The 20880-nt window shown below is 37.4% G+C and carries 18 protein-coding genes; 15 read left to right on the forward strand and 3 right to left on the reverse strand.

Annotation, left to right across the window (positions count from 1 at the left end):
* Positions 1-44: 44 nt before the first annotated feature.
* The 4 genes from ABC228_RS08230 (at position 45) to ABC228_RS08245 (ending at position 3777) form a co-directional block, all read left to right on the forward strand.
* The gene (locus ABC228_RS08230; protein ID WP_345824634.1) at positions 45-1388 is read left to right on the forward strand and encodes an MATE family efflux transporter; all 1344 of its coding nucleotides are present in this window, start codon (positions 45-47) and stop codon (positions 1386-1388) included.
* 136 nt (positions 1389-1524) lie between these two features.
* On the forward strand, positions 1525-2136 hold the full coding sequence (locus ABC228_RS08235; protein WP_345824635.1) for a lysozyme family protein: 612 nt from the start codon (positions 1525-1527) through the stop codon (positions 2134-2136).
* Between the two features lie 73 nt (positions 2137-2209).
* Complete coding sequence (locus tag ABC228_RS08240) at positions 2210-2590, forward strand: RidA family protein (RefSeq protein WP_345824636.1); 381 nt, start codon at positions 2210-2212, stop codon at positions 2588-2590.
* A 14-nt stretch (positions 2591-2604) separates the two neighbouring features.
* Complete coding sequence (locus tag ABC228_RS08245) at positions 2605-3777, forward strand: iron-containing alcohol dehydrogenase (RefSeq protein ID WP_345824637.1); 1173 nt, start codon at positions 2605-2607, stop codon at positions 3775-3777.
* A gap of 140 nt (positions 3778-3917) precedes the next feature.
* Here ABC228_RS08245 and ABC228_RS08250 read toward each other — a convergent pair whose 3' ends face one another.
* The 3 genes from ABC228_RS08250 to ABC228_RS08260 form a co-directional block, all read right to left on the reverse strand.
* Entirely contained in the window at positions 3918-4163 is a 246-nt protein-coding gene (locus tag ABC228_RS08250) for a YuzB family protein (RefSeq protein ID WP_345824638.1), read from the reverse strand.
* Positions 4164-4255: 92 nt separating this feature from the next.
* A complete protein-coding gene (locus ABC228_RS08255; protein WP_345824639.1) occupies positions 4256-5620 on the reverse strand; it encodes an MATE family efflux transporter in 1365 nt (454 codons plus the stop codon).
* A 132-nt stretch (positions 5621-5752) separates the two neighbouring features.
* A complete protein-coding gene (locus tag ABC228_RS08260; RefSeq protein ID WP_345824640.1) occupies positions 5753-6949 on the reverse strand; it encodes an MFS transporter in 1197 nt (398 codons plus the stop codon).
* Between the two features lie 242 nt (positions 6950-7191).
* Between ABC228_RS08260 and ABC228_RS08265 the strand changes: the two genes are divergently transcribed.
* The 11 genes from ABC228_RS08265 (at position 7192) to opp4A (ending at position 20520) form a co-directional block, all read left to right on the forward strand.
* A complete protein-coding gene (locus ABC228_RS08265) occupies positions 7192-8100 on the forward strand; it encodes a DUF1002 domain-containing protein (protein ID WP_345824641.1) in 909 nt (302 codons plus the stop codon).
* Positions 8101-8378: 278 nt separating this feature from the next.
* A complete protein-coding gene (locus ABC228_RS08270; protein ID WP_345824642.1) occupies positions 8379-10064 on the forward strand; it encodes a peptide ABC transporter substrate-binding protein in 1686 nt (561 codons plus the stop codon).
* A gap of 307 nt (positions 10065-10371) precedes the next feature.
* Positions 10372-11307 (forward strand): ABC transporter permease, encoded by a 936-nt coding sequence (locus tag ABC228_RS08275; protein WP_345824643.1) that lies wholly within the window; start codon positions 10372-10374, stop codon positions 11305-11307.
* The gene (locus ABC228_RS08280; RefSeq protein WP_345824644.1) at positions 11307-12230 is read left to right on the forward strand and encodes an ABC transporter permease; all 924 of its coding nucleotides are present in this window, start codon (positions 11307-11309) and stop codon (positions 12228-12230) included. The genes ABC228_RS08275 and ABC228_RS08280 overlap by 1 nt, the downstream gene beginning before the upstream one ends.
* Before the next feature lie 17 nt (positions 12231-12247).
* Complete coding sequence (locus ABC228_RS08285; protein WP_345824645.1) at positions 12248-13276, forward strand: ABC transporter ATP-binding protein; 1029 nt, start codon at positions 12248-12250, stop codon at positions 13274-13276.
* Positions 13269-14252 carry an ABC transporter ATP-binding protein gene (locus ABC228_RS08290; protein WP_345824646.1) on the forward strand — a complete coding sequence of 328 codons (984 nt, stop codon included), beginning with the start codon at positions 13269-13271 and terminating at the stop codon, positions 14250-14252. Before ABC228_RS08285 ends, ABC228_RS08290 begins: the two co-directional genes overlap by 8 nt.
* A gap of 480 nt (positions 14253-14732) precedes the next feature.
* A complete protein-coding gene (locus ABC228_RS08295) occupies positions 14733-15746 on the forward strand; it encodes an ABC transporter ATP-binding protein (protein WP_345824647.1) in 1014 nt (337 codons plus the stop codon).
* Positions 15733-16665: an ABC transporter ATP-binding protein gene (locus ABC228_RS08300; RefSeq protein ID WP_345824648.1), complete on the forward strand. Its 933-nt coding sequence runs from the start codon at positions 15733-15735 to the stop codon at positions 16663-16665. The genes ABC228_RS08295 and ABC228_RS08300 overlap by 14 nt, the downstream gene beginning before the upstream one ends.
* Before the next feature lie 4 nt (positions 16666-16669).
* Positions 16670-17632 (forward strand): oligopeptide ABC transporter permease, encoded by a 963-nt coding sequence (opp4B, locus tag ABC228_RS08305; RefSeq protein WP_345824649.1) that lies wholly within the window; start codon positions 16670-16672, stop codon positions 17630-17632.
* A 27-nt stretch (positions 17633-17659) separates the two neighbouring features.
* Entirely contained in the window at positions 17660-18571 is a 912-nt protein-coding gene (locus ABC228_RS08310; protein WP_345824650.1) for an ABC transporter permease, read from the forward strand.
* A gap of 131 nt (positions 18572-18702) precedes the next feature.
* Complete coding sequence (opp4A, locus tag ABC228_RS08315; RefSeq protein ID WP_345824651.1) at positions 18703-20520, forward strand: oligopeptide ABC transporter substrate-binding protein; 1818 nt, start codon at positions 18703-18705, stop codon at positions 20518-20520.
* Positions 20521-20880: the final 360 nt, after the last annotated feature.

Consider the following 20880-nt stretch of genomic DNA (forward strand, 5'->3'; position numbering starts at 1 on the left):
GATAAAATGAGATTGGATTATTACTAACGAAGGGTTGGCTTTTTATGAGAAAGCAACATGATTTTACACAGGGGAATATTTTTAAGCAGCTAATCATGTTTTCTGGACCGATAATGCTAGCAAATTTACTTCAAACATCCTATCAATTAATCGATAGTTTGTGGGTTGGAAACTTATTAGGCGCTGATGCACTAGGTGCGGTTGCAATATCAGGTTCAATCATCTTTACGGTTCTATCATTTATTATAGGATTAAATAATGCGGCATTAACGATTCTCTCACAACAGAAAGGAAAGAAAAACCAAGAAGGACTACAAAGATACTTAAACGCCTTTGTAGTACTCTTGTCTATCATGTCGGTTTCTTTGGGGGCAGTTGGATTCATTTTTGCTGAGCAACTGCTACAGCTACTAGGAACCCCAGAGGCAATTATGGATAGTGCGAAGTCTTATTTGCAGATTAATTTCCTCGGAATGTTATTCTTGTTTGGGTATAACTTTATTAGTACGGTTTTACGAGCGTTGGGCAATAGTAAAACACCGCTTCGTTTCGTATTTGTTGCAGTCGTCTTAAATCTAGTAATGGATCCGCTATTTATAGCTGTATTCGATATGGGCATAGATGGCGCAGCATACGCTACCATTATTTCTCAAGGAATTGCTTTTCTTTATGGAGTCTTCCATGTGCTACATAAAAGACTGGCTCCGTTTTCCATCCCGAAACCTCCAAGCTTAAATGAAATTAAACTGATTTTGCATTTAGGAATTCCATCAGGATTACAAATGTCAGTTATTTCCGCTGGGTCTGCTGCAATTATGAGTGTCGTCACGACATTTGGCTCATCAGTTGTAGGTGGTTTTGGAGCTGCAGGACGCTTAGACAGCATCATCATGCTACCGGCTCATGCTCTTGGGACAGCTGTTGGTAGTATGGCAGGACAGAATATTGGTGTTCGTAATTGGGGGCGTGTCAATAAGATTGCAAAGTATGGTGTGCTGTATAACTTCCTGGTAATGGCATTCGTCGGTTTATTAGTAGTGCTTTTTGCAGAATATGCAGTTCGTATGTTTATACAAGAGGAAGAAGCAGTTCAGTTCGGAACCAAGTACTTACAGATTATTGCACTTTGTTATCCGTTTTTAGGAATAAATTTTATTTTAAATGGTGTAGTCCGTGCTTCTGGAGCTATGTATCAGGTGCTAGCATTAAACGTCATCTCATTTTGGGTGCTGCGCTATCCATTAACATTCTTGTTTTCACAAATGTATGGAAATATTGGAATAGCAATTGGAATGGGACTAAGCTTTATTATCAGTAGTATATTTGCATTTCTATACTTCCGATATGGAAAATGGCGTCAAAAAGTATTATTTCGAGAATCAAACTGATAACTTATGCACAATATGTGGATAAGTTGAGGATAAGCCCAATATTTTGTATGAGAAAGAAGAGGAGAATACAAAATATTGTTCTATGAGATAAAAATGCTGTGGATAAAAAATTTGTTTAATGGATTGATGGGGAATGAAGAAGAAAACAAAAGTGGCAATTAAACAAACGATTGTAGTAGCAACTGTTCTTATTGCGATTATCGTTGTCGTATCCTTTGTTGCGAATAACAGGTTAGAACAGTTAAGAGAACCGATGGTAAGTGATGCAGTTCTTCAATATAAGCCGCTTATTGAAAAATACGCAGAGGATTATCAGGTTGCAAATTATGTAGATGTATTACTAGCAATGATGATGCAAGAATCAGGTGGTAGAGGGGATGACCCGATGCAATCATCTGAAAGCTATTGTGGTGAAGTCGGTTGTATCGATGATCCGGAGCTATCTATTAAACAAGGCGTTTATTATTTTTCAGAAACATTAGCTGCGGCAAATTATGATCTTGAGCTAGCCATTCAGTCGTATAATTTCGGAAAAGGCTTTATTCATTATGTGATGGAAACAAGTGGATACTATACACAGGATATTGCCATTGCGTTTTCAAAGGAAATGTATGAAAATGCACCTGACCAGTCTATCTATAGTTGCCTTCGAGAAGAGGCGAAACAATATAATGCATGCTATGGAGACATCTACTATGTACGTTCTGTCATGAATTATGTGGATAGCCTCACAGAGAAGCAGTAATCGTAATAGTGGATATCACGAATTAAAAACGCTATTATTTAGACAAATGTAGTAATAATAACGGAGGTTGATTATGGTTAAGGAAATTTTCACAGACAAAGCTCCAGCTGCTATTGGTCCTTATTCACAAGCGATTGAAGCAGGAAATATGATTTTTGTTTCCGGTCAAATTGGGATAAATCCAGAAAATGGAGAAATTGCTCCTGGTATTGAAGCGCAAACGAAGCAGGTCATGCAAAACCTATCGGCTATTTTAGAAGAGGCTGGCGCTAGCTTTTCGCAAGTCGCAAAATTTACGATATATTTAGCTTCCATGGAAAGCTTTGCAATTGTTAATGAGATTTATGGTAGTTATCTAGAGAAACCATATCCTGCTCGTGCCACTGTCGAAGTAAGCAGACTACCAAAAGATGTTCTCGTTGAAATTGACGCAATTGTTCATAAGGAAAATTAAGGAGGAGAATTAGTATGGATAATTTTACATATTATAATCCAACAAAGTTAATCTTTGGTCAGAATCAGTTGAATGCTTTACCAGAGCAAGTGAAACAATATGGTAGAAGAGTCCTTGTTGTATATGGTGGAGGGAGTATTAAGCGAAATGGTATTTATGATGAAGTCATGGTGAAGTTGGCTGAAATGAATGCAGAAGTATTTGAACTACCTGGAGTAGAACCAAATCCAAGAATATCTACGGTACGAAAAGGTGTTGAAATTTGTAAGCGAGAAGGAATTGATTTTCTACTTGCAGTTGGTGGAGGCAGTACGATTGATTGTACGAAAGCGATAGCAGTCGGTGCGAAAACTGATGTTGATATGTGGGAAATCGTCACCAAAAAGGCTGGGGCAACAGAAGCATTACCATTTGGTACAGTATTGACACTCTCTGCTACAGGTTCTGAAATGAACAGTGGTTCCGTTATTACAAACTGGGAGACAAATGAGAAGCATGGTTGGGGACTTGCACCGTATACCTATCCCAAATTCTCTATTTTAGACCCTACGCATACTTTTTCGGTCCCTAAAGATCAAACTATCTATGGTATTGTTGATATGATGTCTCATGTGCTAGAACATTATTTCCATCAGGAAACCAACACACCTGTTCAGGATCGTTTTTGTGAAGCTATACTTGTAACCGTTATGGAAACTGCTCCTAAGCTATTAGAAGACCTAGAAAATTATGAACTACGTGAAACGATTATGCTTTCTGGTACATTAGCATTAAACAATATGCTAAATATGGGCTTCCGAGGAGATTGGGCAACTCATAATTTAGAACATGCTGTAAGCGCAGTACATGATATTCCACATGGTGGAGGCCTAGCGATCTTGTTCCCAAATTGGATGAAGCATGTATTAGATGAAAATAACGTTTCACGCTTTAAACAATTTGCGATAAACGTATTTCATGTAGATTCGCAAGGGAAATCTGATAATGAAGTGGCAGTTGAGGGGATAAAGAAATTACGTGATTTCTGGAACAGTATTGGTGCGCCTTCTAAACTTGCTGATTACAATATTGATGATAGTTCTGTAGAAATCATGGCAGAAAAAACAGTCGTAGCAAGACCAGAGTATGGTACATTTAAGTCATTAACAAAAGAAGATTCAATTGCAATTTTTAGAGCAAGTCTATAATAGCTTATTTTCCGACAAATATTTCCCTGGAAATAAAAATATGTCGATAACGAAGAATAAAGTAATCGGTAAGTTGATAACATTAGAAAATAAAACGTATCCAACCGAAACATAGCTTGAAAAAAAAGAAGAACTAGCCTTTATTGATAGATGGCTAGTTCTTCTTTTATAGCTGTTCTGATTTTCTCCAGACAATCTTCTGGTGTCTTTCCAAAGATACGGCGATTGTTCACAATTGCAAATGGTTTTACGCGGCATAATCCACAAAATGATAAACAATCACTAGTTAGAACTGCCACCTCTGGAAATTCGCTTTCGATAATTCCTTCTATATCTAACGTAGTAATCGCATTACTGTCACATAATTCAACTACGACAATACCCATCTTGGATCACTTTCTTTCAAGAAAAATATACCGTTATAAAGTGGTATCACTTGAATGATAATGATATCATTACCGTTTCAGCAATTCAATATTCATGCCTCCTGGTTAGCTTCCTGCTTATCGACAAAACTCATATTAACCCATTCACGCTGTTTCCACCGTCTGAGCATTAGAACACCTCTTAACCACTCATCCGCTATAAAGCCAATCCATATTCCGATTAAGCCAAGTCCTAGAAAAATTCCGAAGAACCAAGCAAATGTTACACTGACTCCCCACATGACAATAATCCCAATATATACTGGAAACTTAACATCACCAGCTGCTCGTAACGAGCTAATCATAACTAGGTTAAAGGCACGACCAGGCTCTAATGCGATTGTCATCAGTAACAATATGGAGCCAGACTCAATGATGGTTGCATTATCGGTGAAGATACCTAAGAAAGGATCTGCAACCAGATAAATAATTCCTGCAACTGCTAGAGAGATGAAAATAGAAATACGCAAACTCTTCAGTGCCCTCGTATACGCATCTTCGATTTTTCCTGCGCCTATCATGTGTCCGATTAGGATTTGTGTCCCTTGACCAATTGCAATGGAGAAAAGGAAAATAAACATCATAATATTCTGCGTATAAACTTTTGTAGTAATCGCAATAGTACCAAGCTGAGCAACGAAATACGTAATAACCATTTGACTAGCATTATACGATAATTGTTCTCCTGCCGATGGAATTCCAATTTTAAGGAGGCTTTGAACATGTTTTTTCTCATAGCGGAAAAGGTTCTTCAGTTGAAGCTCGCCATTTGTACGCTTTATTAATAGAAGAACTAATGCAATGAAGCCGATAAATCTACTGATGGCAGTTGAATAAGCAACTCCTGCAACACCGAGAACTGGAAATCCAAAAGGTCCAAATATAACAAAGTAATTACCGATTACGTTGAGAATATTCATGCCAATCGTGACAACCATTGTGTCCTTCGTATGACCGTAGCTTCTAAGAATAGCCCCGGTTGTCATAATTAAAGCTTGAACAAAGATGAGTCCTCCAACAATTTGCATGTAGGAGAGCCCTTCATCCATCAGTTCCTGCGGTAGATCCATCATATTTAATATAGGCTTTGCCCATATATATAAAATTAAGCTTAAGAATAAGGAAAATACTAAGTTCATACTTAGTGAATTAAGCGCAACTTTTCCAGCCGTTAAATTTTTTTCAGCGCCAATATTTTGGGCGATAAGGACAGCCGCCCCTTGGGCAACAAAGCCGAACATGACGATTACGACTGATAGAATTTGATTAGACACGCCAACAGCTGCTACGGCGTTATCTGAGTACTGACTCAGCATTAGTGTATCAGCATTCCCCATTAACATATGGAGCATTATTTCAATAAATATCGGCCATGTAATGGCAAATAAGGTAAGATTCTTTGTATTGTGATTCCGCAAAATGTAACCTTCCTTCTATTAAACAATAGCAATAGTTTACAATGATTTAGCAGAAATAAAAAGTGTTAAATTACATATTCATGAAAAAACTACGAAACTATATGACTAGTATCGTAGCTTTTGATAGCACTGTTAATGCGAAGATAATGAATGTCTTTTATGATCTGCATATTCATGTTTATACCATGCAATGAGTAGAAAAACGCCACTTAATAGGAGCAGGGCACTTGTAAAAAAGAATACAAATGAAATTCCATGAAAACCAGCTATAAAGCCCCCTAAGGCAGGACCAATGATATTTCCTAAAAACCGTAGGCTTGTATTGTATCCTAAGACTTCTCCTTGCATTGATAATGGTGCTTCCTGACGAATGTATGCAATTCTTAGAGGAATTATTCCACCAATTGATACACCTAGTAAAAATCGAACGATAACCAATTGCCAAATGGAGGTAACAAATGCACCAGGTATATAAACAATTCCCGCCATAAATAAGAGGATAATTAGTATTTTTACATACCCTATACGGTCTCCTAGTTTTCCCCAATTACGTGTCATCAATAAGTTACCAACCCCAGCAGCAGAAAATGCTATTCCTGCAAAAAGAGCAATGCTACTTGGACCATGTATATCCTCAACATATAATGAAAGTATTGGTTGCACACTAAAGTGAGCTATCTGCACAAGTGCTGAAATAATCATTACAACAAGTAACACAGGGTGCTTTACAATGTGTAAAATTACTTCCTTTCGTGAGTACGATTTATAATCTTTATCTTCAGAAGCCTCCAAACGAAGTTCTTTTACACCAAAGTAAACAATTACTGCAGAGAGTAGAATCGCAACAGATGTCCACTTAAAGGTAGTCGAGTACCCAAAGAGGTCTGCTAACACGCCACCTAATAATGGCCCCATTAATGATCCGGTAATACTTCCGGTTTGTAAGGTTCCTAGAACACGGCCTGCTACATGTTTAGGTGTTTGAGTTGCAATCAGTGCTTGAGACATTGGGATAAATCCTGTAAACACACCCATTAATAATCGAAGCAGAAACAGCTGCCAAACATTTGTAGCAAATCCCATTAAAAACACAGATACTCCAATGCCGCTAGCAAAGAAGATTAATAGTTTTTTTCGACCATATTTATCGCCGATTCTCCCCCAAATTGGAGCAAAAATAAAAGCCGCTATAAAAGTAACCAGGAATACCCAACCAGACCAATTTTGGACATATACGTCTGAAAAATCCCCGAATGAATCGATATATAAGGACATGAATGGGATGACCATTGTGGCACTTCCGGCAATAAAAAAGTTAGCAAACCACATGATTACTAAATTACGTTTAACATTGAAGTTTTCAGTATTAATTTGATTATGCCTTCCTTCTGTATATTATTTCGGTAATCTAAATATACCGGAAACCGAAATAATTTAAAAGTGTTTTAGCCATATAATTTGGTGCAATTATAGTAATATCGGATATAATCATAAGGATTACTACTATTTTAGTAGGACATGCATAAAGTTAAGTAGAACAATATGTAACAAAGGAAAAGGAGCTGTAAAAGATGAAGAATTATAGGAAAATAATTGCTCTATTTACAGTAATAATGAGTTTACTAGCATTGATGGTAACTTCTGTTTCGGCAGAAGAGGCAATTGATGAAAAACTAGGAGTGCCGATTCTTGTTTATGGTGGTAACTTATCAGATGAACAAAAAACCGAAACACAAGAATTGTTGGATGTAACGGATACACAAGTTGCCGATGAATATACAGTTACAGGCGATGATTTAGCAAAATATATTGGTGGAAACCCAGACGCCAGAATGTTCTCTTCAGCAAAAATCACCATGGAAGAAGAGGGTACTGGACTAAATGTATCCATTGTAACGCCTGATAATATAACCGAAGTAACGAATGAAATGTATGCGAATGCTTTACTGACCGCTGGAGTAGAGAATGCTACGGTTTTAGTTGCTTCTCCTGTAGCAGTTACTGGTCATTCGGCACTAACAGGTATTTATAAGGCATATGATGTTGAGGGTGTCGAGCTAGATAAAGAGAGAATGGAGCTTGCTAATGAAGAGCTAGCTTTGGCTACTGATCTAGTAAAGGATTCAGGTCTTACGCAGGAGCAGGTCAGTGAATTACTTACACAGATAAAACAAGATATTGCCGAACAAAACCCCGCATCAATTGACGATATTGAGCGGATAGTACAGGAGCAACTAGATAAATTAGAAATCTCATTAAGTGAAGAGGATCGTCAATTATTAATTAATTTATTTGATAAAATGCGAAACTTGAATATCGATTTTAGCCAAGTAAAAGACCAACTAAATGACATTGCATCCAAAGTACAAGAACAAATTGAGGATTTAATAGCAGACGAAGGATTTTGGGATAGTATCGGTAACTTTTTCCAGAAGCTTTTTGAAGCAATTGGGAAATTTTTCGCTAACTTATTCGGATAATAGAATCAATGAGCCTTGAAATTCTAGACTTTATCTAGAATCTCAAGGCTTTTTTCATGCAGAAAAAATCATACTTTAGTCCTATTACTAACTATCTGATAATTTGCTTAAAATGATTATTTAGTCATATAAGAAAACATAAAATAATAGTAATATATTAAATTTTATAAAAAAATAGATGAAAAAATTATCAATAGGTTGTATAATTGACAACAAGGTTCAAGATTTAGACTGTCTTGAATTGTTTGAATCATTAAAAAATAGGAGGGTCTACTTACATGAAGTGGAAAAAATGGTCATTACTATTTGTTCTCATTCTAGCGATGGGTCTAATTCTAGCTGCTTGTGGCGGTGACGATGAGACTGGTGGAAAAAGCAACGATTCGGGAACATCTGAAAATGGAGAAAATGGAGAATCTGGTGATTCAGGAGAAGAAACCCTGGCAGCAGAACAAGTACTAAATATTAATATTAAATCAGAACCGCCTTCATTACATCCTGGTCTTGCTTCTGACACAACATCTGGTGCAGTACTTGATCAAGTATTTGAAGGGTTAATGCGAATTAACCAAGAGGGTGAAATAGAGCCTGCAATGGCAGCTGATCAACCTGACATTTCTGAGGATTTGTTAACGTATACATTTACAATTCGTGATGATGCTGTTTGGTCCAATGGTGATCCAGTTACAGCACAAGATTTTGAATACGCATGGAAGTGGGTATTAGACCCAGCTAATGCTGACACAGATTACGCGTATCAATTATATGTAATTAAAGGGGCGCAAGCTGCAAAAGAAGATGGTGCGTCACTTGATGAAGTAGGAGTAAAAGCATTAGATGAAAAGACATTAGAAGTTACACTTGCACAACCAACTCCTTATTTCTTAGATTTAACGGCATTTTATACTTATTACCCAGTTAACAAAAATGTTGCAGAAGGTAACAGTGAATGGGCACTTGAAGCTGGCGAGAATTATGTGACAAATGGTCCGTTTACGCTTGATAGTTGGTCTCATAAGGACGAAATCGTACTTAAGAAGAACGCTGATTACTGGGATGCAGAAACTGTTAAACTTGAAACGATTAATATGTTTATGATTGATGATGAAAATACGGCACTTGAAATGTACAATGCTGGAGAACTAGATTGGGTTGGTTCACCGACGGATTCAGTTCCTTTAGCTGCTATTCCTCAATTAAAAGAAGAGGGTACATTAAACATCTCTCCACTTGCAGGTGTTTACTATTATGCATTTAATATTGATGCAGAGCCATTTAACAATGTAAATATTCGTAAAGCATTTGCATTAGCGATTAACCGCCAAGGTATTGTGGATAACATTACAAAAGCTGAACAACAACCTGCAATGGCATTAGTACCACCATCAATTTGGGAAGAAAATAAAGAAGGTTACTTTAAAGATAATGATATAGAAAAAGCGAAAGAGTACTTACAAGCTGGTTTAGATGAGCTTGGCTTAGAAGAGCTGCCTCCAATTAAGCTTTCTTATAACACAAGTGAAGCTCATGCTGTTATTGCACAAGCAGTACAGGATATGTGGAGCCAAAACCTAGGTGTTGACGTAGAACTTGCTAATGAAGAGTGGAATGTATACCTAGATACAATGGGTTCAGGGAACTTCCAAGTTGGACGTATGGGTTGGTTAGCAGACTTTAACGATGCAATCAACTTCTTAGAAATCTTCAACACTATTGGTGGTAACAACTATACAAATTGGGAAGATTCAGAGTACCAAGAGTTGTTAGCACAGTCTAGAACAGAAACAGATCCTGCTGCTCGTAAAGAAATTTTACGTGAAGCGGAAGCAATCTTCATGGAAGATTTACCAATTGCACCAATTTACTTCTATACAAATGTATGGATAAACAAAGATTATGTTAAAGGTATTGAGGTTTCACCACTTGGTGGAGTTCAGTACAAGTGGGGTTACATTACAGAATAATCCTGATGTTTATTAAATAAAGACTTGAGGTAAAACCAAGATAGGGGATGCGTGATTATCGTGTTTCCTATCTTGGTTGATTCCTTTAAAAGTCATATTGTTTTCATGGGAATTATAGAACAAACAATTTAATAAGTAGGAAACATGCAAAAAGAAACTATAACTCCTTTTTAGAAATACAGTACAGAAGTATTTCTTTGCATATTCAACAGCTATTATTCTCTTGTTTTAATGGGCAAGAGAATAAAATAGGGGTGGCTCGTTTCACTCCTATTTTTTAATTTGACGTAAATTGGAGGTGTATGTATTGGCAAAGTATCTGTTGAAAAGAATTGCTTACATTCTTCTATCTCTTTTCTTAATTATCACCATCACATTCTTCTTAATGAAAGCAGCACCGGGTGGGCCATTCGCATCTGAACGAAAACTACCAGCTGCACTTGAAGCACAAATGAATGAGGCATATGGGTTGGACGACCCAATTTATGTACAATATGTTGATTACCTTGTTAGTGCTTTAACACTTGACTTTGGTCCTTCCTTTAAATTTGAAGGACAAGAAGTAATGGATATTATTTTAAGAAGCTTTCCATACTCACTAGTTTTAGGTCTAGAGGCCATTTTAATAGCGCTGGGTGTAGGCGTATTATTAGGGGTCTTTGCGGCGTTAAAGCATAATAAATTCGGTGATTATACGGCTATGGTAATTGCAGTACTTGGGATTTCGGTGCCAAGCTTTATCATGGCAACCATCCTACAATATATATTTGCAATTAAACTTGAAATGTTCTCGGTTGCGAGAATGGAATCGTTTGCCGATACGATTTTACCTGCTGTTGCTTTGGCGACAACTCCACTCGCATTTATTGCACGGTTAATGCGGTCGAGCATGTTAGATGTCTTAAATTCTGACTATATCAAAACTGCAAAGTCAAAAGGAATGAGCCAGCGTATTGTTACATATAAGCATGGCCTTCGAAATGCTTTGTTACCAGTTATTTCGTATTTGGGACCATTAGTGGCAGGTATCTTAACAGGAAGTTTTGTAATAGAGAAGATATTTGGTATTCCAGGTTTAGGAAGTGAGTTCGTTGTTAGTATAACAAACCGTGATTATACCGTAATTATGGGTACAACCGTATTCTACAGTATTCTCTTATTGGTTACGATATTAATTGTTGATTTAATTTATGGACTAGTTGATCCAAGAATCAAGGTAGCAACAAAGGGTGGTGAGAGATAATGGCACAATCACAGTTGTCCAATCTGGATTTTGAACCATTGCAGGTTGACCATTCTGAATCTGAGAAAATAGTTGGAAAGAGCACCTCTTATTGGAGGGACGCTTGGCGACGCTTTCGAAAAAATAAACTAGCATTAGCTGGAATTCTAATCATTGTCATATTGGGAATCATGTCCTTTATCGGATCGCCAATCTCTGGTGAGAATTATAAAGATACGGACTTAATGAGTGTTAACCAATCACCTTCAGCTGACCATTGGTTTGGAACGGATAATCTTGGCCGTGATATCTTTGCAAGAACATGGGAAGGTGCAAAGATTTCCTTGTTCATCGGGTTAATGGCTGCCTTTCTCGATTTAATAATTGGTGTAATTTGGGGAGCGATAGCTGGATTCTCTGGCGGTAAGGTAGATGAATATATGATGCGTATCGCCGACATTTTATCTGGTGTTCCATATCTCTTAGTTGTTATATTACTAATGGTTGTAATGGGACAAGGTTTATGGACGATGATAATTGCGATGGTCATCACAGGCTGGATAAACATGGCCAGAATTGTTCGTGGACAGGTTATGCAGCTACGTTCTGAAGAGTATGTACTAGCTTCAAGATCGCTTGGGGCAGGAAAAACAAGACTACTCTTTAAACATCTTGTCCCGAATACACTAGGTCCTATACTTGTTACGTTAACACTTACAGTGCCAACTGCTATTTTTACGGAAGCATTCTTAAGCTTCCTAGGACTTGGGGTACCAGCGCCACTTGCGAGCTGGGGTACCATGACTGATGAAGCACTAGGAGCACTACAATATTATCCATACCAGCTTTTCTTCCCAGCGTTTTTTATCTGTTTGACTATGCTAGCATTTAACGTAATTGGTGATGGTATGCGAGACGCACTCGATCCGAAAGAGCGCAAGTAGGGAGGAGGAGATGTGAAATGAAAAAAATACTAAGTGTAAAAAACCTTGCAGTATCATTTGACACGTATAAAGCAGAAGTAAAAGCTGTTCGTGATGTTTCTTTTGATTTACATGAACAGGAAACACTAGCAATTGTTGGGGAATCCGGATCAGGGAAAAGTGTAACTGCTCAATCGGTTATGCGACTAATTCCTATGCCCCCAGGAAAATTTGTAGGTGGATCCATTGAATTTAATGGCGAGGATCTGACGCAGAAGTCTGAAAAACAAATGGAGAATATTCGAGGAAAAGATATTAGTATGATCTTTCAGGATCCAATGACTTCCTTAAACCCTACGATGACAGTTGGAAAACAAATCTCAGAAGGACTTATTAAGCACCAAAAAATGTCAAAGAAGGAAGCACATAATCGCGGAGTGGAATTATTAAAATTAGTAGGAATTCCTAATCCTGAGAAGCGAATTAATCAATATCCACATGAGTATTCAGGTGGTATGCGACAACGTGCGATGATTGCAATTGCTTTAGCTTGTAATCCGAAGATCTTAATTGCTGACGAACCAACAACAGCATTAGACGTTACAATTCAAGCACAAATCCTAGACTTGATGAAGGAACTTCAAAAAGAGACAGGAACAGCTATCATTCTTATCACACATGACCTTGGCGTAGTTGCCAACTCAGCACATCGAGTAGCTGTCATGTATGGAGGCAAAGTAGTAGAAACTGGCTCAGTGGATGAAATATTCTACAATCCAAAACACCCGTATACATGGGGATTACTTGGCTCCATGCCTAAGTTAGATAATAGCGATGAGGATTTACAAGCCATACCAGGTTCACCTCCAGATCTAGCAGATCCACCAAAAGGATGCCCTTTTGCAGCTCGTTGTCCTTATGCGATGAAAGCATGTGGAACGCATATGCCAGAATATTATGAGCTATCTAGTACGCAAAAAACTGCTTGCTGGCTACTTGATGAGCGAGCGCCAAAAGTAGAACCGCCAGAATTTGTTAACGTAGGAGGTTCGAAGGTAAATGGATAATACAAAAGAGAAATTAATAGAAGTAAAAAATTTGAAAAGACATTTTAAAGTGGACCGCAAAAATGTATTAAAAGCAGTGGACGGATTAGATTTTAGTATATATAGTGGTGAAACTTTTGGACTTGTTGGTGAATCAGGTTGTGGTAAGTCGACAGCTGGTCGTACAATTATGGGACTGTATCAGGCCTCTGATGGTGAAGTGAGCTTCAAAGGTGCTAGTGTACACGCTAAGAAGTCTAAGAAGGAGCTAAAAGATTTAACCCGAAGAATGCAAATGATTTTTCAGGATCCATATGCTTCCTTAAATCCTAGGATGACAGTAAAGGATATAATTGCTGAAGGAATTGACATACACGGATTGGCGAAGACGAAGAAAGAGCGCACCGACAGAGTAAATGAATTACTTGAAACAGTTGGTTTAAATGCAGATCACGGAAACCGTTATCCTCATGAATTTAGTGGTGGGCAACGACAAAGGATTGGTATTGCGCGTGCACTTGCAGTAGATCCAGATTTTATCGTTGCAGATGAACCAATCTCTGCACTGGACGTATCGATTCAAGCGCAAGTGGTAAATTTATTAAAGAAGCTTCAGAAAGAAAGAGGACTTACCTATCTATTTATCGCGCACGATCTTTCCATGGTTAAACACATTAGTGACCGTGTTGGTGTTATGTACTTGGGTAATATGGTAGAAATTGCTACAAGTGATGAGCTATATGAAGATCCGCTCCATCCATACACACAGGCATTATTAAGTGCAATACCAGTTGCTGATCCGCAAGTTGAGCGTTCTAGAGAGAGGATAATTGTCGAAGGAGATGTTCCAAGCCCAATTAACCCTCCTAGTGGTTGTCGCTTCCGTACGAGATGTCCAATGGCAATGGAAATTTGTTCAAAGGTCGAACCGAAATTTATAGAGCACAAACCGGATCATTGGGTAGCGTGCCACCTATTCGACCAACCAAATCAATAACTAAAACAGATGATATAGAAAAGACTCATTCAATAGAATGGGTCTTTTTTTTCTGTTCGTAAATTTTCAAAAACGAACAAATCATAAGAAAAGTCATAAAAAACAGTTATTTAACGACACAGAAAATTATGAATAGTATAACTCTGTATAAATATAAACCCTTTTACATAAAATTACTTAATAAAAATCTGCAAAAATCGACATCATGAAAAAACATTAATGTATCAACGGTTTATGGGCATTTTAATGGTATTGGAATTGTCAGATTAGATTAAAAAAATTAACATTTTTTTAAAATAAGGGTGCATTCCTAAAAGTTTAATAGTATAATAGGTTGCACCACGTAAATTCAATAACACTAAATTGTCAGAATAATTTAAACAATAATAATGTTAGCGTGTATCATAAATACTATATATAAGCAGACCCTAAGAAGACATAATGTCTTGGGAAGACAATATAGAAATAGGGGGATTAAGAATGGCTGAGAAGTTATTAGAAATCAAAAATCTAAAAACATCATTTCGTATAAGAGATGATTATTACGCAGCAGTTGATGATGTTTCATTAACAGTTAATAAGAATGAAGTATTAGCAATTGTTGGTGAATCTGGATGTGGAAAGAGTGCGCTTGCATTTTCCATTATGGGTCTTCATACCCGTGCAAAAATAGAAGGAGACATTCTGTATAAAGATAAGAACATTGCTAAAATGTCACCCTCTGAGTTAAACAAGGTACGTGGTAATGACTTAGGTATGATTTTCCAAGATCCACTTACTTCTTTAAATCCATTGATGGAAGTAGGCGAACAGATAGGTGAGACCCTACTATTGCACAATAAAAATCTTTCGAAATCACAGCGCTATGAAAAGGTTCTAGACCTATTAAACAAGGTAGGAATTCCGCGTGCTGATCACGTAATTGGTCAATTCCCACATGAGCTTTCTGGTGGTATGAGACAGCGTGTCATGATTGCGATGGCGATCGCCAACGAACCTGAAATTCTTATTGCTGACGAACCAACAACAGCACTTGATGTTACCATTCAATCTCAAATTCTTGAGCTCATTAACAAGCTTAAAAATGAAATGGACTCTGGAATTGTTCTTATAACACATGACCTGGGTGTTGTGGCAGAGATGGCTGACCGTGTGGCTGTCATGTATGCTGGACAAATTGTAGAAATTGCAGATGTGAAAACATTATTTGAAAATCCTTTACACCCTTATACAAAATCATTATTGAATTCGGTACCGAATTCGAATGTTGAGCAGGATAAATTACACGTAATTCAAGGTATTGTTCCATCATTACAAAACCTACCAAGAGAAGGTTGCCGTTTTAGCCCAAGAATCCCTTGGGTAGATGAATCGGCACATGCGGAGCATCCTGAATTAAATGAAGTAGCGCCAGGGCACCACGTGCGTTGTACATGCTATAAGCACTTTAGTTTCCCTGATGAAAGCAAGGAGGAGCAACATGTCTTATCTTGAGGTTAATGATTTAAAGGTTCACTTTCCGATCAAAGGCGGTATCTTTGGAAGAACAGTATCACACGTCAAGGCAGTTGATGGTGTTACGTTCTCACTTGAAAAAGGTAAAACATACGGATTAGTTGGAGAATCTGGATCTGGGAAGACAACAACAGGAAGAGCAATTATTGGTCTAAATGATATCACGACCGGAAAAGTGCTATTTGATGGTAACGATATTACCGATATAAGAAAATCAAAGTCTGATGTTCGCAAAGATATTCAAATGATTTTCCAGGACCCTTATTCTTCTCTAAATCCTAAAAAACGTGTGGCAGATATTGTTGCAGAGCCGCTAAGAAACTTTGAAAAACTATCAAGAAAAGAAGAGCGCAAAAGAGTTCAGGAGCTTATGGAGCTAGTAGGACTTAGTCCAGAAAGTATTCTGAAATACCCTCACGAATTTTCAGGTGGACAAAGACAACGTATTGGCATTGCCAGAGCAATTGCTTTGAAGCCAAAGTTGATTATTGCGGATGAGCCTGTATCTGCATTGGATGTATCTGTACAGGCTCAAGTTCTTAACTTCATGAAGGATATCCAGAAGGAACTTGACTTAACATATCTATTTATCAGTCATGACTTAGGAGTAATCAAACACATGTGTGACCATATTGGGATTATGTACAAAGGTCGTTATGTGGAAGAAGGAACTGCGAAAGATATCTTTACAGACCCACAACATATTTATACGAAACGTCTTGTGGCTGCTATTCCAGATATTGATCCAAACAAACGTGAAGAAAAACGCAATTTCCGTGAAGAAGTTAAAACGGAATATGAACAGTCCTTCAATGATTATTTTGATGAAGAAGGTTTAGCCTATAAATTACAGCCAGTTTCTGAAACTCATCTAGTGGCTTTACCGGAGAAAGGTTGATAATATGTGGAAATTTACCGTACGTCGTTCATTAATCATGATTCCTCAGCTAATTGTACTAAGTATCCTTATATTTGTACTTGCACAATTAATGCCGGGGGACGCTTTATCTGGACAAGTAGGTCCTGATGTAGACCCAGAGAGATTAGAAGAAATTCGTGAAGAAATGGGTTGGAATGATCCTTGGCATGAACAATATGCAAGATGGATGGGTGGAGTATTAAAGGGAGACTTCGGAGAGTCGTTCCGTTTTAAAATGCCTGTTACAGAATTAATTGAGGAACGTATTGCAAATACGTTCTGGTTATCAGTAGTAACATTAATTTTAACGTATATAATTGCCATTCCGTTAGGGATAACAAGTGGACGCTATAACGATACTTGGAAAGACCAGCTAATTACTGGATATACCTATGTCGGATTTGCAACGCCTTTATTCATATTTGCCCTTGTAATGCTTTGGTTATTTGGTTATAAGCTTGGTTGGTTCCCAACGAGTGGAAGTGTCACACCAGGAGTATCACCAGGTACATTTGAATACTTTATGAGTAAGCTCTATCATTTATTATTACCGGCCTTATCAATGGCGTTAATTACAACCTTTAGTACAATTCAATACTTGCGAAATGAAATTGTAGATACAAAACAAAAGGACTTTATTTTAACAGCAAGAGCAAAAGGTGCTTCTGAGTCTAGAGTTTATAATCGTCATATTTTACGTAACTCACTTTTACCAATTGCAGCATTTTTTGGATTTGAGATTACTGGATTGATTGGTGGTTCCATCTTCGTAGAGAACATCTTTGGTTATCCTGGAATGGGACAACTATTGGTAGAATCAATCACATTACGTGATTACACAGTGTTAACTGCTACCACATTATTATTTGGTGTTGCATCAATACTAGGTGCCCTAATCTCAGATATTATCTTAAGTCTTGTTGATCCGAGAATTCGAATTAAATAAAAATAGGTAAACAGTGAGGTGATAAAAATGGAAAACAATCAAACAAAGACTGATGAAGTAAAACCGAAAGCTCCGATGAAAAGTCCTTCTGGGATTAGTATTATCTGGCGTGAGCTTGTTCGAGATAAAGTAGCACTATTATCGTTAATATTCCTAGTGCTAATCGTTGTATTTGTATATGGAGTTTCACTCATCCTTGACCAAGAGGAAATTGTGAAGGTAGACCTGTTCTCCATTCATGAACCACCTTCTGATGAGTTCTTGTTAGGTACGGATTATGGTGGACGTGATATTTTTGGTCAATTGATTATTGGTACAAGAAATTCACTATCTATTGGAATTTTGGTAACAATAATGACTGGACTAATCGGTATTGCATACGGTCTAATCGCAGGTTACTTTGGTGGCCATATCGATAACATAATGATGCGTATTTTAGATTTCTTCTTAATTTTACCTTTTACAATGATTGTAATTGCGTTTGTAGCAATCGTTCCAAAATATAGTGTCTTGACATTCTCGCTCATTATGACTGCCTTCTTGTGGATGGGTATCGCCCGTCTAATTAGATCAAAGGCATTACAAGAGAAAGAGCTTGATTATATTCAAGCATCTAAAACACTTGGTAGTTCGAACTTCAAGATTATTTTTACGCAGCTTTTACCAAACTGTAGCTCACTAATTATCGTAACGATGACATTAAATTTAGCTGCAAACATTGGTCTTGAGTCTGGTTTATCTTTCTTAGGATTCGGTTTTCCGGAAAGTACACCAAGTCTAGGTACACTTTTAAGTTATGCAACTAACCCACAAACCTTAGAATTCAGATGGTGGATTTGGGTTCCTGCATCTATCTTAATCCTGCTTCTAATGTTATCCATTAATAACGTTGGTCAAGCATTAAAACGTGCGACTGATGCAAGACAAAGAAGAGGGTAATAATTAGGGATAAAAACCCGTCCTATTACAAAAATTGTTACTAACATCAAGAAGATGTTCAGTATATACTTGGCCACGCAAATTTGGATGGCCAACAAAAAAGATATTTATTAAAAAGGGAGGCAACAAAGATGGGAAAGACAAGCTTAAGTAAATGGCTATTAGCTTTAATGCTAGTATTAATGCTTGCGCTAGCTGCTTGTGGCGGCGATGATTCATCTGATGATAAAAAGGATTCAGACGATAAATCTGGCGAAAAAGCACAAAGCGAAGATGGACTGTTCAATATTGAAGATTTCAGTATGACAGCTACAAATGATGGAGAGCCAATTGAAGATGGTACTCTAACATATGGTATCGTATCGGATACTGTATTCGAAGGAACATTTAACTTCAACTTCTATTCAGGTGCTCCTGACTATGAAGTAATTGCTTGGTTCGATGAGCCACTTTTCGATTCTGATGCTAACTATGCATACACACAAGATGGTGCAGCTACTTGGGAAGTTGATGAGTCTGGTAAAGTGTATACACTAAAAATTAAAGACGGTGTCAACTGGCATGATGGAGAGCCTGTAACTGCAGAAGACTGGTTATTCGCTCATGAAGTAATTGGTCATCCTGACTATGTAGGAATCCGTTATGGTTCTGACTTCGAAAACATTGAAGGTATGGTAGAATACCATGATGGTGAAGCAGATACAATTTCTGGTATTGAAGTTGTTGACGAAAAAACACTACAAATCACGTTTAAAGAAGGTGGCCCTTCTCTAACTACTGGAGGAATTTGGCCATACGCTTTACCGAAGCATATCTTTGGTGAAATGGAAGTTGCAAATATGATGGAATCTGATGCGGTACGTAAAAACCCAATCGGATTCGGTCCTTATAAAGTTGAAAGCATCGTACCTGGTGAGTCTGTAGTTCTTACTAAGAATGAAGACTACTGGCGTGGTGAGCCTGCATTAGACCAAGTAACTGTAAAAGTTGTATCTCCTTCTACAGTTGTTCAAGAATTAAAAACTGGTGGGGTAGATATGGTTGATAGCTTCCCAACTGACCAATTCGTTGATAATGCAGATATGGAAAATGTTGAATTCTTAGGACAAGTTGATAATGCGTACACTTATATTGGATTTAAATTAGGTAAATGGGATGCAGAAGCTAGTGAAGTAGTTGTAGATCCGAATGCTAAAATGGCGGATGTAAATCTACGTAGAGCTATGTGGTATGCAGTTGATAACGATGCTGTTGGAGATAATTTCTACAATGGATTACGTTGGAGTGCTTCTACATTGATCATTCCATTCTTCCCAGAATATCATAATGCTGATATTGAAACACCAACATTTGATCCAGAAGAAGCGAAAAGCATTCTTGATGAAGCTGGATATAAAGATCTTGATGGTGATGGCTACCGTGAGAACCCTGAAGGAGAAGAGTTAGTAATTAACTTCGCTTCTATGTCAGGTGGAGACACTGCTGAACCAATTGCACAGTACTACATTCAAGCATGGGGTAATGTTGGTCTAAATGTACAACTAGTTGATGGTCGTCTATTAGAGTTCAACAGCTTCTATGAGCGTCTTGAAGCAGATGATCCTGCATATGACATCTTCCAAGGTGCTTGGGGAACTGGTACGGATGTAAACCCAGCTGGTATTTTTGCTGGTAATTCTCCTGCTAACTACCCACGTTGGACAAATGAAGAAAACGATCAGTTACTAGCTGACGGTGCTTCTATGAAAGCGATGGATACTGAATATCGTAAAGAAGTTTACGATCAATGGCAACAATTAATGGTGGATAACATTCCAATGTTCCCAACATTATATCGTTCTGTTATCGTTCCTGTTAACGATCGTGTAGTTAACTACACACTTGACCCTGCTTCAGAACTTCGTCGTTACCAAATTGGTGTAACACAAGCTGAACCAGTTGTTGAATAATGAAACCTGAAAGAAGCTCCTATTATTAGGAGCTTCTTTTTTTTGGATATTTAGTCTTAGGCAAATTCTAACCAAAAAGAAAAAATAACTAGTCTTTTCAAACCTCATTAAATATAACCTCACAAACCTATCAATTCCCTACTAATGCAAGTGTTAAACCAGTATTTACTTCAAATAATTTATTAAATAGTCTAAAAAGTTTTAATAAAAAATTAAAAAAAACCTTGTTAAAAGTCTGAAAATAATATATACTTTAAAAAAATTGATTCTATATTACAAAATTGTTACGAACATATAAAATAGCTTCAGAAATGTAATATATTCAAACTTTAATTATTTGAAAATTACAAACTAATAGGC

It is taken from the genome of Ornithinibacillus xuwenensis, from assembly GCF_039614845.1.
Taxonomy (GTDB): Bacteria; Bacillota; Bacilli; order Bacillales; family Amphibacillaceae; genus Ornithinibacillus; species Ornithinibacillus xuwenensis.

What these genes read in the sequence shown, in the direction of transcription:
- ABC228_RS08230 (WP_345824634.1), top strand. Translation starts at nt 45, where the DNA reads ATGAGAAAGCAACATGATTTTACACAGGGGAATATTTTTAAGCAGCTA.
- ABC228_RS08235 (WP_345824635.1), top strand. Translation starts at nt 1,525, where the DNA reads ATGAAGAAGAAAACAAAAGTGGCAATTAAACAAACGATTGTAGTAGCA.
- ABC228_RS08240 (WP_345824636.1), top strand. Translation starts at nt 2,210, where the DNA reads ATGGTTAAGGAAATTTTCACAGACAAAGCTCCAGCTGCTATTGGTCCT.
- ABC228_RS08245 (WP_345824637.1), top strand. Translation starts at nt 2,605, where the DNA reads ATGGATAATTTTACATATTATAATCCAACAAAGTTAATCTTTGGTCAG.
- ABC228_RS08250 (WP_345824638.1), bottom strand. Translation starts at nt 4,163, where the DNA reads ATGGGTATTGTCGTAGTTGAATTATGTGACAGTAATGCGATTACTACG.
- ABC228_RS08260 (WP_345824640.1), bottom strand. Translation starts at nt 6,949, where the DNA reads ATGTGGTTTGCTAACTTTTTTATTGCCGGAAGTGCCACAATGGTCATC.
- ABC228_RS08265 (WP_345824641.1), top strand. Translation starts at nt 7,192, where the DNA reads ATGAAGAATTATAGGAAAATAATTGCTCTATTTACAGTAATAATGAGT.
- ABC228_RS08270 (WP_345824642.1), top strand. Translation starts at nt 8,379, where the DNA reads ATGAAGTGGAAAAAATGGTCATTACTATTTGTTCTCATTCTAGCGATG.
- ABC228_RS08280 (WP_345824644.1), top strand. Translation starts at nt 11,307, where the DNA reads ATGGCACAATCACAGTTGTCCAATCTGGATTTTGAACCATTGCAGGTT.
- ABC228_RS08285 (WP_345824645.1), top strand. Translation starts at nt 12,248, where the DNA reads ATGAAAAAAATACTAAGTGTAAAAAACCTTGCAGTATCATTTGACACG.
- ABC228_RS08290 (WP_345824646.1), top strand. Translation starts at nt 13,269, where the DNA reads ATGGATAATACAAAAGAGAAATTAATAGAAGTAAAAAATTTGAAAAGA.
- ABC228_RS08295 (WP_345824647.1), top strand. Translation starts at nt 14,733, where the DNA reads ATGGCTGAGAAGTTATTAGAAATCAAAAATCTAAAAACATCATTTCGT.
- ABC228_RS08300 (WP_345824648.1), top strand. Translation starts at nt 15,733, where the DNA reads ATGTCTTATCTTGAGGTTAATGATTTAAAGGTTCACTTTCCGATCAAA.
- opp4B (WP_345824649.1), top strand. Translation starts at nt 16,670, where the DNA reads ATGTGGAAATTTACCGTACGTCGTTCATTAATCATGATTCCTCAGCTA.
- ABC228_RS08310 (WP_345824650.1), top strand. Translation starts at nt 17,660, where the DNA reads ATGGAAAACAATCAAACAAAGACTGATGAAGTAAAACCGAAAGCTCCG.
- opp4A (WP_345824651.1), top strand. Translation starts at nt 18,703, where the DNA reads ATGGGAAAGACAAGCTTAAGTAAATGGCTATTAGCTTTAATGCTAGTA.